The following is a 12,201-nucleotide window of genomic DNA, read 5'->3' as shown; positions in this document are numbered from 1 at the left end:
TGACTGCGGAGGAGGTTTGCACATGAAGAACATTTGCAAGGATATACTGATGATTATGGCCGGAGCCTTTCTTATCGCGGCGTCCGTGGAATTTTTCGTCATCCCGAATCATTTAGGGGACGGCAGCACCGTGGGAATCGCTCTCGTTTTATATTATCTTTTCCATATACCTGCAAGTATTACGACTCTGGTTGTAAATTTGATTTTTATCGGGCTGGCTTATAAATTTTTAACGAAAAAAACGATTTTATACACGATACTCGGTACGGGAATGACTTCTGTTTTTCTCAGCATCGTCAGCTTTATTCCGTTCGGCGTGCACGACATGGTGCTCGGGATTGTATTCGGCGCTCTGCTGATGGGAGCGGGGCTGGCATTGATCTTTATCGCTGACGGATCTACCGGCGGGACCACGCTTTTGGCGTATTTATTGAATTACACAAAGGGCTTTAACATCTCCAAAAGCATGTTTTATATGGATTGTGTCATCATTTTCGTATCCGTTTTAGCGATCGGAATCAATCATATGCTATATACGTTTATATTCGTTTATCTGTGCGCCAAAATCGTCGATATTGTCATTGAGGGTTTCCATAATAAAAAAGCCCTCACCATTATGTCTGACCAATACGAAGAAATCGCCAAAGCCATCACCTCCGAGTACGGCAACGCGGCGACGATTTTTTACGGATACGGGTATTACGGCAGCAAAGACAAGCGCATTATCTATGTTGTCATTAAAAAGAACGAATTGCTGAAAATCAAAAAACATGTTCAAAAAATTGATCCGAAATCATTTATCGTTATTCATGAAGTAAAAGAAGCTGTCGGAGGGCAATTCGGGTTTACAAACCTGCCCGCCGCCGCAAATGAAAAATAACCGCCTGCAGTGTATAGCTGCAGGCTTTTTTTATTCGGCTCTTCCCCGCTCAAAGGTTTTTTACATCTTTCAATCGAAGTAGTAAATGAAACCTTTTTTGATGGAGGAACATAAAAAAATGAATATCAAAACTGAAAGGCTCGTCATTCGGACATTTGAACCGGAAGATTGGCAGGATGTCTATGCGTACACCTCGAATCCGAGTGTCATGAAATATATACCAGAGGGTGTCTTTACCGCAGAAGATGCCAGGAAATTCGTTACTGAAAACAGCGGTGAACATGCCGGGAAGTTTCCCGTTTTATTGAAGGATGAGAAAACGGTCATTGGCCACATTGTTTTTTTTCAGTATTTTGGCGATCATACGTATGAAATCGGCTGGGTGTTTCACCCGGAATACCATGGCAAAGGATATGCTTCAGAGGCGGCGCGCGCCGTGCTGGCATTCGGGTTTAACAAGATGAAATTACACCGGATCATTGCGACATGTCAGCCGGAAAACATGGCTTCGCACCGGGTGATGGAAAAGATCGGGATGAGGCGGGAAGGCTTGTTTAAAAAATGCATCCCCCATGATAATGAATGGTGGGATGAATATTATTATGCCGTTTTAGAAGAAGAGTGGGAAGCCTCCGATCTGGAATAAAAAGGCTTATACCCTTTGCTTTTACAGATAAGTGTGTGCTACACTGTTCGTAACAAATACGAAGGGATGATGGGTGGACAATGATTAACTAATCTTATTTTGACCGTTTGAAATCAAATATTTCAAATCAGAAAAAATAGGATTAGTCTGCCCATTTTCTATACGATACGAGAAAGCTATGTAAAAATAGCTTATTTGATCACGCACAGGTACGGCTAATCCTTCCAAATCAATTGGGAGGATTTTTTTGTCCTCCCTTTAAAGCGAGGGATTGACATATGAAAGAAATGTTAAAAATAAGCGGCATCAGTTACGAAATCAACAGCGTTCCCCTTTTTGAACAGATCAGCGCGAGTGTTCAGCAAGGCGACATCATCGGTGTTATCGGTAAAAACGGAGCCGGCAAATCTTTATTGCTGCAATTGATCTGCAATAAAAAAGCGCCGTCACAAGGACAGATCCAGATGATGCAAGATGTGAACATATATATGGTGGAACAAGAAACGGAGGCTTATGATTCCGGCCATCCGGAGCCTGCGGAGGCAGCCTTGTTAGAAAAGTGGAACGTGCCCGCACGCGCCTTTTCGCAATTAAGCGGCGGAGAAAAATTGAAAGCCCGTCTTGCCAAAGGTTTCTCCTCCTCAAGCGGCCTTTTGTTATTAGATGAGCCGACGAACCACCTCGATCAGCACAGTTTAGAAATACTGCTGAATCAGATCAAGAATTACAAAGGCACCATTATTTTCGTTTCACATGATCGTGCTTTTATAGATGCGGCGGCGACAAAAATCTGGGCCATCGAAGGAAAGAAACTCATTGAACATAAAGGGAATTATTCAAGCTATATGGAGGTCCGCAAACAGAGAAGGCTGACACAGCAGCGGGAATATGAGAATCAGCAGCATATGATCAGACGGATTGAAGCTCAAATGAACGAGCTGAGCGCCTGGTCAAAAAAAGCCCACGCCCAATCAACGAAAATAGAAGGCTTTAAAGAATATCACCGCGTAAAAGCAAAACGCACGGACGCCCAGATTAAATCAAAGCAGAAGCGTCTTGAAAAAGAGCTTGAAAAAGCGAAAGCAGAACCGGTTGAAGCGGAGTATGAAGTCCGTTTTTCCATTGAGCACCGCAAAAAAGCGGGAAAGCGTTTTTTAGAAGTAAGTGATGTCACAAAGTCATATGAAGGCCGAACGCTTTTTAAAAACGTGAATTTCACTGTGATGCACGGTGAAAAGATCGCGATTACAGGCCCGAACGGCAGCGGGAAAACAACATTATTGAAGGTCATCCTCGGTCAGGAAAAAGCGCAGGGCGGCATATGGATTTCTCCGTCTGCAAACGTCGGCTATTTAACCCAGGAAGTATTCGACCTTCCGCTTGATAAAACCCCCGAACAGCTTTTTTACAAAGAAACGTTCGAAGCAAGGGGAAATGTTCAATCCCTCATGAAGCATTTAGGATTTACCGCAGCGCAATGGACGGAACCCATCGGCAAGATGAGCATGGGAGAGCGGGTCAAATGCAAGCTGATGGCGTTTATTCTGGAGGAGAAAGATGTGCTGATTCTGGATGAGCCGACAAACCACCTTGATCTGCCGTCACGCGAGCAGCTTGAAGACACTTTGGCCCGATACGACGGAACGCTCATCATCGTATCGCATGATCGTTACTTTGTCGAAAAGACGACGGACATCCGGCTTGATATCTCAAACGGCAGCGTCCGAAAACAATGGAAAGAATCTCCCTCCGTCAGGGATGATGCTGAAGAACTGCGATTAAAGCTTGAAACCGAACGGCAGGAAGTCCTCGGAAAACTCAGCTTCATGACTCCGGCTGATAAACAATATCGTGAGCTTGATCAAAAGTTCAAAGAGCTGACGGAAGAAATCAAGAAGTTGAAATGAATGTAAAAACCCGTGATTGTCACGGGTTTTGTTTTGGAAAGTTCACGTATCATGAAGAATAATTTCAAACTGATTTGTACAACCTACGTTCAGATTCATACGAGAAGGTTCAGAAAGAAAGGTTCAGGTGAACGCAGAATGGCCAAACGCATCGGAATTACGGGAAACATTATGGCTGATCAATCCGGCCCTTTCCCGGGTTATAATCGGGCATATGTCAATAATGATTATATTCAGTCTGTTTCTGAGGCCGGCGGTGTGCCGTTTATATTGCCGGTGATTCAAGAGACGGCGCTTTTAAAGGAACAGGTCTCTCATGTTGACGGCATCATTCTGTCCGGCGGCCAGGATATAGACCCGCTGTTTTACGGCGAAGAACCTTTACAGGCTTTAAGAAAGACCTTTCCTGATCGGGACGCCTACGAAAAGGAGCTGATTCTCACGGCGGTTGCTTTAGAAAAGCCGATACTGGCCATCTGCCGGGGGATGCATATGTTAAACGTCACTTACGGGGGAACTTTATATCAAGACCTGACACACGCTTCGTTTGCTGACATTAAGCATGACCAAGAAAAAGATCCGCCGTTAAAAACCCATCATGTTTCTTTTGAAAAAGGGACACGTCTCCATACCTTGTTTGGCGATTCAGCGCGGGTGAATTCATTCCATCACCAGATCATAAAAGAGACGGCGCCTTCATTTAAAGCCGCGGCTTATGCGAAAGACGGGGCCATTGAAGCGATTGAACGAACGGGTGAATTATTTGTCGTCGGCGTGCAATGGCATCCCGAAATGCTGACAAAAAAACATGAAGACATGAAAAAGCTTTTTTCTCTGTTCATGAATGCGGTCAGCACATAAAAAAAGCAGATCATAACGATCTGCTTTTTCATTTTATTCTTCCGGTTTCTCCGGTGTTTTGCCTTGTGTCAGCTTATGGCCTTCGATATCCACGTTCGGAATGATTTTATCCAGCCACTTCGGCAAGTACCAGGCCGCATGTCCCATCAGCTTCATGACACTCGGAATGATGGTCATTCTTACAATGAACGCATCGAAAAGAACACCGAAGGTCATTGCCAACCCCATGGATTTGATCGTAGAGTCCCCCGCGAAGATGAATCCCGCAAAGACGAAAATCATGATCAGTCCCGCCGCTGTTACTACAGGCCCGCTATGTTTCAATCCGGCATGGATGGCTTGTACCGGATTTTTTGTTTTGACATATTCTTCTCTCATTCTGCTGACAAGGAATACTTGATAGTCCATCGCCAGCCCGAAAAGAATACCGATGGCTAAAATAGGCAGGAAGGCGAGAATCGGACCTTTTTCCGGAATGCTGAGCAAGCCGGTGAAATTCCCATCCTGCAGAACGAATACCGATAACCCGAGTGTAGCGGTCATCGTCAGCAAAAAGCCGACGACGGCGGCAAGCGGCACGAGAAGCGAGCGGAAAACAACGGTCAGCAATACAAACGCAAACCCGACAATAAGAATGGCGAATTCCGGAATCGCATCGTTTAACCGGTCTGAAATATCAATATTCACCGCTGTTGACCCGGTGACGAGCAGGCGGGTGCCGTTTTTGTCTGATCGTTTCCGTATATCCTGCACTAACTCTTTCGTTGCCTTATCATTCGGCCCGGTTTCAGGCACTGCCGTAATGATGGCATAATCCCCTTTTTGATTCGGCATGGCAGGTGTGACGCTCGCCACATTGTGCAAGTCCTTTATTTCTTTCACAGCGTCTTGAAATGCTTCACTTTTGTTTCCCTTGACCCCTTTTGCATCGGCAACAATTGTCAGCTTGCCGTTAAAGCCTTCGCCGAATCCTTTAGACAACAGATCATAGGCGCGGCGGTCCGGGCTGTCTTTCGCTTTCATTCCCGCATCAGGCAGCCCCAGTTCTAAATGCATGGCCGGCAGACTGATGACAGCTAAAAGAATAATGCTGAAAATGCTTAACAGAATAGGCTTCTTTGTAACGAAGCGCCCCCAGGCATTCGTGTCGGCGCTTTTCTTTTCTTTCTTCTTGTTTGATTTCGGAATCATCCGTTTTCCTGCGATTGACAACACCGCAGGAACCAGCGTTACTGATGCCAATACAGCCATCAGCACACTGAGTGCCGCAGTCAATCCCATCGCAGACATGAACGGAATGCCGACAACGGTCAATCCGCAAAGCGCGACGATCACGGTCAGTCCCGCAAAAACGACGGCGCTGCCAGCCGTTCCCGCAGCTTTAGCGATCGATTCATTTTTTTGTACACCTTCGCCCAAAAACTGACGATGCTTCGTAAAGATAAACAGCGCATAATCAATCCCGACGGCCAGGCCGATCATTCCTGATAATGAGAGACTGACCGAGGCTATCGTAAAGATTTGTGTCCCAATTAACGTCAGCGCGACGCTTACACCTAACCCGATCAGGGCCGTGACAATCGGCAGCCCCGCTATGACTAATGAACCAAACGTAATGGCCAGAACGACGAAAGCCAGCACAACGCCGACAATTTCAGATACACCGCCGGCTTCAACACCGGCCCCCGGCACATCGCCGCTGAGCTCCGTCTGCAGGCCCTTGTCTCCGGCGGCGGACAGACTGTGTTTAATATGTGAAACAGACGCATCCGTAATGTCATCCGCCGCTTTTTTGTACGTAATATCGGCATATGCCACTGATCCGTCTTTAGAAATGGTTCCTGTTTCAAAAGGACTTGCAATCGAAGCGACCGAATGATCTGTTTTGATCTTCTTTAATGTCTCTTCAATCGCTTGTTTTTCCGGTTTTGACGTCAATTTCTTCCCGTCTTCAGCTCCGAAAATAACCCGTATGCTTCCTTTATCGGGCCCCTTTGAAAATTCTTTTTGAATCACATCCATCGCCTTTTCAGAAGGTGTGTCGGGAATTGACATATCCTCAGAAAAAGCAGGTTTTAACGAGATGGCGATCACAATCGAAGCGATCAGTATCACGAGCCACGCACTGATCATTTTGAATCGGTTGCGGGCAGACCATCCCCCTAATTTATATAAAAAACCAGACATCGAATACTCCTCTCCAATCATTACTTTCTGCCTAATTGTAGTTCACATTCACATAAAAAAAACGTACATAGGGGCATGTACGTTTGGGCAGTTTTTCATTATATATTCAGTTTCAGAATGCCTTTTTGCATAGCAATGGTGACGGCTTCCGTCCGCGAATCAGCGCCTAATTTGTTATAAATCGATGTTAATCTCGCTTTTACCGTCCGCTCTGAGATTCCTAAATCGAAGGCGATCGCTTTGCTTTTATGTCCTTTCGCAACGGCTTGCAGAACTATGATTTCCTTGTCCGTCAGCTGTGTTTCATTGGCATTTGCCCGTTCCATTTTCTTTTCCCGGAAACGCCGCAAGATGTCCGGCTGCAGAAGCACTTCTCCCCTGACCGCCGCATCCATCGTATGAAATAAGGTTTCTGAGCTTGTGTCCTTCAGCAGATAACCGTTCGCGCCTGATTCGATGCCTTCTATCATCAGATGATCTTCATTATAGGTCGTCAAAATAATAATCGGCACATCAGAATGCTCTTTTATCTGTTTAATGGCTTCCAGCCCGCTCATTTCCGGCATGTACAGATCCATGAGAATGACATCGGGCTTTAGTTCCGCTGCGAGGCGGACGGCGGTTTTCCCGTTTTCCGCCTCTCCCGTTATGGTGTAATGGTCATTTGTTTCTATCAAAAGCTTCAGACCTTCTCTGACGACAAGATGGTCATCTGCTATTAACACTTTATACATGTTCCGCTTCTCCTTGAATTGGTATGATGATCTCAATTTGAGTTCCCGCTGATCTGGCGCTTGTTATACGGAAAGTGCCGTTCATCATATTGACGCGTTCTTGTATCCCCAGCAGCCCGTAATGTCCGCTTTTTCTCATTTCTGTTCCGGCATCAAAGCCTTTCCCGTCATCTTTGACGGTTATGCGGATCTGTCCCTCTTCTTCCTGAACGGACACCCAGACATTCTTTGCTTCTGCATGCTTGGCGGCGTTAGTCAGGCCTTCGCCAATCATGTAATGGCAATTCTCCGCCGTATGAACGTCAAGCACATGATGCACGCTGTAATCTAAAAAACAAGACAGCCCGGAGGCTTCTGTAAAATGGTTGATTTGTTCAGTGATGCTTTCTTTTAAGAACCCGATCTCTTCTGATTTGCTGCGAAGGTTGTCAATGGCCGAGCGCGCATCAGCCAATGTGCCCTTCACTCTGTCCATTGACTGGCTGATGATGTCTTTCGCTCTGTCAGTGTTACCCTTTGAAAGATGAACATGCACCGCTTCAAGCTGCATATGCAAGCTGACCAGCCCTTGTGCAAGTGTATCGTGCAAGTCTCTCGCCATCCGCTGCCTTTCGTTTTGAAGCGTCAGCTGTTTCACTTGCCGGTGAGCGAGCTCTAATTTTTCAAGCGTCATCTGTGTTTTGATTTTTTCATCAACTTGCGCGAAAAATGTTGCCGCATATGTGATAATCACGATCATGATGGGAGCGGCGATAACGATGAAACGAAGCAGATGATGCGGATGCTCCTGGTGCAGGGCTGCTATGGACATTAAAATGAAAAGATAGAGTATGAGCGGCGTTTTGCCCTTATCCGCCATTCCGATAATCTGCCCGATTAAAAAGGCATAGAGACCGATGACCGCCGCGATATAGCCGCCGGTCATCAAGTTAGCCGATGTATATATGATAAATCCCTGTATGATGAAATAAAGAAACGTTTTTTTCTTGACCCAGCGATAGGAATGCCAGTGCAGCACAGCAAAAATGACGATCAATATCGTGAATAACAGCAGCAATAAAACCGTCCAGCTTTCATAAATGTACTGCAAAGAGACTGATGCGGCATATACCATAAAAATAAACGCCAGACCGGGCACCCGAAGCGCAAGCATATGCAATGAGCGTCTGTCACGGGAGACATAGTCTTCTTGATGTTTTGTACCAAACAATCTCTGTCCACTTCCTTTTAGCCGACCGGCCTCACGATGTTTTATTCTATTTGTCATCATACCATAATCGCCTGCTTCTCACCTTCCCCTTCTGTCCTGCTTGACGGGTGAAAGAAAAAACAGCCTGCGGGATTGTTCGCGGGCTGCTTTTGTTCATATCTTTTTTATGACCTTTCCCGGGTTTCAGCGGTCTGTCTCCCGCGCGGCAAAACCGCCCGCGCATCAGAAAAACGTTCAGGACACCGACAGCCATTCCATGTGAACAAGAGGAAGCGATTGTGCTTCCTCTTTTTTAATGTACCGTCAAATTTCTTCTCTCTTTTTTTATAAACAAAATTTGTAAGACTAGAGCTCTTTTCTCAGGGGAAATTAATTATGTAATTGAGAAGAGGAGGTTTAAAAAACGATTATGGAAAAGCGTGAATTAGCGGCTCACGAGTCGCTGGACTTACATGAAATCATTAACTTCAAGACGCTTTGTGTAGCGAAATCCAAGCTCATGCAAGGGCTTGTGTTTGATCAGGATCTGAAAACGTTAATGGAAAAAGACGTTCAGCAAGCCTCGCAAAACCTTGCTGATCTGCAGGCGGTTTATGAACGGGCAACGTTTCAGGCTCCTGTTCCTCAAAACCGGCCGACTTCGATCATCAATTGAAAGGAAGGTAAGCATCATTGAACCATGACCATTTAGATCCAATCAATTCATTACACGTCCCTGAACTCGCAGATATGACATTCGCAATGGATTTTCTCATACGCGCAAAAGAAGGCGTCAGAAATACCGCCGTTGCTTTAACAGAAACCGCCTCGCCAGATGTAAGAGCTTTGCTGCGCAAACAGCTCATGCAAGGAATCGCGATGCATCAGGAAATTACAGACTTGATGGTCAGCAAAAAGTGGTTTCACCCGCATGATCTGAGCGAACAGTATAAACTGGACCAGCTCTCTGCGAAAAATACCCTCATGGTCGGAAACATGAATCTGTTTCCCGTTGAAACGAACAGAAAAGGGATGTTTGACCGCACACCTGATGAACACTAACACTGGAGGTATTACAGCATGAAGGCCGTAACGTATCAAGGAGTGAAAAACGTCGTCGTCAAAGACGTGCCTGATCCGAAGATTGAAAAACACGATGACATGATTATAAAAGTCACAAGTACGGCAATTTGCGGATCAGATTTACATTTAATCCACGGACTCATTCCGAACTTGCAGGAAGACTATATTATCGGGCATGAACCGATGGGCATTGTGGAAGAAACCGGTCCCGGCGTGACGAAAGTCAAAAAAGGCGACCGCGTCATTATTCCTTTTAATATCGCCTGCGGAGAATGCACTTATTGTAAAAATCACCTGGAAAGCCAATGTGATCAATCAAATGAAAACGGCGATATGGGCGCTTATTTCGGCTATTCAGGGAGTACCGGCGGCTATCCGGGCGGCCAGGCCGAATATTTGCGCGTCCCTTTTGCGAACTTTACCCATTTTAAAGTCCCCGAAACATGCGAAGAACCGGATGAGAAATTGAGTGTTATTGCCGATGCGATGACAACCGGTTTTTGGAGCGTTGACAATGCCGGCGTAAAAGCAGGCGATACGGTCATCGTTCTCGGCTGCGGGCCCGTGGGCCTTTTCGCTCAAAAATTCTGCTGGTTAAAGGGTGCGAAACGCGTCATAGCCGTAGACTATGTCAACTACCGTCTCCAGCATGCGAAACGGACGAATAAAGTGGAAATCGTGAACTTCGAAGACCACGAAAATACGGGCAGCTACCTGAAGGAAATCACCAAAGGCGGCGCCGACGTTGTCATTGACGCCGTCGGCATGGACGGAAAAATGACAGATCTTGAGTTCCTCGCCAGCGGATTAAAACTTCAAGGCGGGGCCATGAGCGCATTGGTCATCGCGTCCCAAGCGGTGCGAAAAGGCGGAACGATCCAGATTACGGGTGTGTACGGCGGCAGATACAACGGATTTCCCCTTGGCGATATCATGCAGCGGAACGTCAATATCCGATCAGGACAAGCTCCGGTTATCCATTATATGCCGTATATGTTTGAACTGGTGTCAACCGGCAAAATTGATCCGGGTGATGTTGTAAGCCATGTCATTCCGCTCAGTGAAGCGAAGAACGGCTATGAGATGTTTGACACGAAAACAGATGATTGTATTAAAGTTGTACTCAAACCTTAGAGAACGGAGGCTACAGAAATGGCCAGCGCCTTACATGAATTACTCGAAATTCAGGAGATGGCTTCTTTTAAGTCACTTTGCCTGACGAAATCCAAAACCATGAAAGCGCTCGTATCCGATCCCCAGCTGAAAGAAATCATGCAGCAGGATGCGGATACATCAACAAGGCAATTGCAGGAATTTGCCTCGATTTTATCTGATGCAAAGCACGAATAGGAGATGAATGACGAATGAATCCGATTATTGAATACCTGACGGGGATGGATGCACTGACAGACCAAATTGTCGCTATGGATTTATTGAATTCGGCAAAAAGCGGAGTCAGAAACTATGCGATGGCGGCGACGGAAGCCGGAACGCCTGAAGTGAAAGCGATCCTCACCCGTCACTTAGAAGAAGCCATCGACATGCATGAGCAAATCTCACGCTATATGATGGAAAAAGGCTGGTATCATCCGTGGAACACAGATGAACAAGTCCGGTTTAATTTGCAAAATATTGATACGGCGCTCCGCCTGCCCGTCCTATAAATGTTTTCCTGCTGAGACAGCACCTCTGGCTCAGCTTCAGTATGTCAAACTGAGAACTGCCTTTACAGCGCCCAGGCAACGAAACTCCCGCGAATCAGCTCTGCAGCTTCTCCAGCCTTTCTTCGGGCTGTTATTGGGGCTTGCGGCGGTGATTACGTGCGTGGCGGCCGCCGGGCGGTTCACAAATAGAGCGAAGAAGGCAGAACAATTTGTTCTGCCTTTTCATTATTTTCTGCCCCATAGGCACAAATACTTTTCACCCGATTCGAGCGGCGGTTATTCACGTAGCTTGAACTCCCTTAAACGCACTCATCACAAGATCATGCACATAGGAATCATTCACCTCATCACCTGTGATCAACAGGCGATAGAAAATCGGTCCGTAAATGAGATCGATGCTTACGTCAATATCAAGATTCTCTCTTAATTCACCTTTCTGAATTCCCTTTTCCAGAAGGCCTTTCGCTTGGAGGCGGCGGGGCTGGAAAAATCGCGTGCGATATTCTTCCGCCAATTTTGCATCCAGCTGCCCCGCACCGATTAATTCCTTAATAACGGTTCCTTCCCGGCTCGTCAAAAACCTTGCTAAATTCGCGGCGTGGGTCAATATATCTTGCACTGTTGATCCTGTATCGGGCACAGGCAGTCTGTCCGTAGCGGTCGAAAGAAAGCTGTCCATGATAACGGCAGCCTTGTTTGACCACCATTTATAAATCGTTGCCTTACTCACTTTGGCACGCTCTGCAATTTTATCGACTGTCACCGCGTCAAAGCCATTTTCCAACAATAGGTCATAGGCAGCAGAAAGAATCGCCTTATGTGTTCCTTCATCACGCGGCCGTCCTCGTTTACTCTGCACATGAATCATTCCTTCCCGAATTATAAACGATACGTTCAGTATACTTAACCTGTATAAAAAAAGAAAACAGAAACCCATTTACAAAACTGAACGTTTAGTATATCATTTGCTTATAATAAAACTAAACGTTTAGTTTATAAAATAACTTGAGGGAAGTCTTGATGAAATGCAGACTCCAAAAGCCTCTGCGT

General features: G+C 46.1%; 13 protein-coding genes and 1 pseudogene. 10 read left to right on the top strand and 4 right to left on the bottom strand.

All coding sequences use genetic code 11. From position 1 onward, the window contains the following. Positions 1 to 22 precede the first annotated feature (22 nt). From L3V45_RS02885 to L3V45_RS02870, 4 genes are all read left to right on the top strand, one after another. On the top strand, positions 23 to 880 hold the full coding sequence (locus L3V45_RS02885; protein WP_015388628.1) for a YitT family protein: 858 nt from the start codon (positions 23 to 25) through the stop codon (positions 878 to 880). A 118-nt stretch (positions 881 to 998) separates the two neighbouring features. Then, positions 999 to 1,526, top strand: a complete 528-nt coding sequence (locus L3V45_RS02880) for a GNAT family N-acetyltransferase (RefSeq protein WP_024084945.1) — start codon at positions 999 to 1,001, stop codon at positions 1,524 to 1,526. Between the two features lie 278 nt (positions 1,527 to 1,804). Beyond that, positions 1,805 to 3,433, top strand: a complete 1,629-nt coding sequence (gene abc-f, locus L3V45_RS02875) for a ribosomal protection-like ABC-F family protein (RefSeq protein WP_014304445.1) — start codon at positions 1,805 to 1,807, stop codon at positions 3,431 to 3,433. Positions 3,434 to 3,571: 138 nt separating this feature from the next. Continuing rightward, the gene (locus L3V45_RS02870) at positions 3,572 to 4,294 is read left to right on the top strand and encodes a gamma-glutamyl-gamma-aminobutyrate hydrolase family protein (RefSeq protein ID WP_003156060.1); all 723 of its coding nucleotides are present in this window, start codon (positions 3,572 to 3,574) and stop codon (positions 4,292 to 4,294) included. Positions 4,295 to 4,327: 33 nt separating this feature from the next. Here L3V45_RS02870 and L3V45_RS02865 read toward each other — a convergent pair whose 3' ends face one another. The 3 genes from L3V45_RS02865 to L3V45_RS02855 all read right to left on the bottom strand — a co-directional run bounded on the left by L3V45_RS02865 (position 4,328) and on the right by L3V45_RS02855 (position 8,368). Further along, on the bottom strand, positions 4,328 to 6,481 hold the full coding sequence (locus L3V45_RS02865) for an MMPL family transporter (protein ID WP_077721866.1): 2,154 nt from the start codon (positions 6,479 to 6,481) through the stop codon (positions 4,328 to 4,330). Positions 6,482 to 6,579: 98 nt separating this feature from the next. Then, complete coding sequence (locus L3V45_RS02860) at positions 6,580 to 7,215, bottom strand: two-component system response regulator YdfI (protein WP_015388630.1); 636 nt, start codon at positions 7,213 to 7,215, stop codon at positions 6,580 to 6,582. Next, the gene (locus L3V45_RS02855; RefSeq protein WP_050436848.1) at positions 7,208 to 8,368 is read right to left on the bottom strand and encodes a sensor histidine kinase; all 1,161 of its coding nucleotides are present in this window, start codon (positions 8,366 to 8,368) and stop codon (positions 7,208 to 7,210) included. Before L3V45_RS02855 ends, L3V45_RS02860 begins: the two co-directional genes overlap by 8 nt. Positions 8,369 to 8,834: 466 nt before the next feature. Between L3V45_RS02855 and L3V45_RS02850 the strand changes: the two genes are divergently transcribed. The 6 genes and pseudogenes from L3V45_RS02850 to L3V45_RS19610 form a co-directional block, all read left to right on the top strand. After that, positions 8,835 to 9,080 carry a hypothetical protein gene (locus L3V45_RS02850; RefSeq protein WP_003156068.1) on the top strand — a complete coding sequence of 82 codons (246 nt, stop codon included), beginning with the start codon at positions 8,835 to 8,837 and terminating at the stop codon, positions 9,078 to 9,080. 17 nt (positions 9,081 to 9,097) lie between these two features. Then, a complete protein-coding gene (locus L3V45_RS02845; RefSeq protein ID WP_003156070.1) occupies positions 9,098 to 9,466 on the top strand; it encodes a spore coat protein in 369 nt (122 codons plus the stop codon). 18 nt (positions 9,467 to 9,484) lie between these two features. After that, on the top strand, positions 9,485 to 10,621 hold the full coding sequence (locus tag L3V45_RS02840) for a zinc-dependent alcohol dehydrogenase (protein ID WP_014304439.1): 1,137 nt from the start codon (positions 9,485 to 9,487) through the stop codon (positions 10,619 to 10,621). An 18-nt stretch (positions 10,622 to 10,639) separates the two neighbouring features. Further along, entirely contained in the window at positions 10,640 to 10,837 is a 198-nt protein-coding gene (locus L3V45_RS02835; RefSeq protein WP_003156073.1) for a hypothetical protein, read from the top strand. A gap of 14 nt (positions 10,838 to 10,851) precedes the next feature. After that, on the top strand, positions 10,852 to 11,151 hold the full coding sequence (locus tag L3V45_RS02830) for a spore coat protein (protein WP_003156074.1): 300 nt from the start codon (positions 10,852 to 10,854) through the stop codon (positions 11,149 to 11,151). Positions 11,152 to 11,251: 100 nt separating this feature from the next. Further along, a pseudogene (locus L3V45_RS19610) lies at positions 11,252 to 11,338 on the top strand (hypothetical protein); the annotation flags it as partial. A 93-nt stretch (positions 11,339 to 11,431) separates the two neighbouring features. Here the strand turns inward: L3V45_RS19610 and L3V45_RS02825 are convergent. Continuing rightward, positions 11,432 to 12,010 carry a TetR/AcrR family transcriptional regulator gene (locus L3V45_RS02825; RefSeq protein ID WP_003156075.1) on the bottom strand — a complete coding sequence of 193 codons (579 nt, stop codon included), beginning with the start codon at positions 12,008 to 12,010 and terminating at the stop codon, positions 11,432 to 11,434. Positions 12,011 to 12,201: the final 191 nt, after the last annotated feature.

This window comes from Bacillus sp. R45 (assembly GCF_021729365.1).
GTDB lineage: Bacteria > Bacillota > Bacilli > Bacillales > Bacillaceae > Bacillus > Bacillus velezensis.
Note: the sequence above shows the minus strand (reverse complement) of the source record. Positions and strands in the feature narration are given on the sequence as shown.

Bases quoted from the DNA above. Each gene is read 5' to 3' on its own strand.
- L3V45_RS02855 (WP_050436848.1), bottom strand. From the start codon at position 8,368: ATGCTTGCGCTTCGGGTGCCCGGTCTGGCGTTTATTTTTATGGTATAT.
- L3V45_RS02885 (WP_015388628.1), top strand. From the start codon at position 23: ATGAAGAACATTTGCAAGGATATACTGATGATTATGGCCGGAGCCTTT.
- abc-f (WP_014304445.1), top strand. From the start codon at position 1,805: ATGAAAGAAATGTTAAAAATAAGCGGCATCAGTTACGAAATCAACAGC.
- L3V45_RS02860 (WP_015388630.1), bottom strand. From the start codon at position 7,215: ATGTATAAAGTGTTAATAGCAGATGACCATCTTGTCGTCAGAGAAGGT.
- L3V45_RS02880 (WP_024084945.1), top strand. From the start codon at position 999: ATGAATATCAAAACTGAAAGGCTCGTCATTCGGACATTTGAACCGGAA.
- L3V45_RS02870 (WP_003156060.1), top strand. From the start codon at position 3,572: ATGGCCAAACGCATCGGAATTACGGGAAACATTATGGCTGATCAATCC.
- L3V45_RS02865 (WP_077721866.1), bottom strand. From the start codon at position 6,481: ATGTCTGGTTTTTTATATAAATTAGGGGGATGGTCTGCCCGCAACCGA.
- L3V45_RS02835 (WP_003156073.1), top strand. From the start codon at position 10,640: ATGGCCAGCGCCTTACATGAATTACTCGAAATTCAGGAGATGGCTTCT.
- L3V45_RS02840 (WP_014304439.1), top strand. From the start codon at position 9,485: ATGAAGGCCGTAACGTATCAAGGAGTGAAAAACGTCGTCGTCAAAGAC.
- L3V45_RS02830 (WP_003156074.1), top strand. From the start codon at position 10,852: ATGAATCCGATTATTGAATACCTGACGGGGATGGATGCACTGACAGAC.
- L3V45_RS02850 (WP_003156068.1), top strand. From the start codon at position 8,835: ATGGAAAAGCGTGAATTAGCGGCTCACGAGTCGCTGGACTTACATGAA.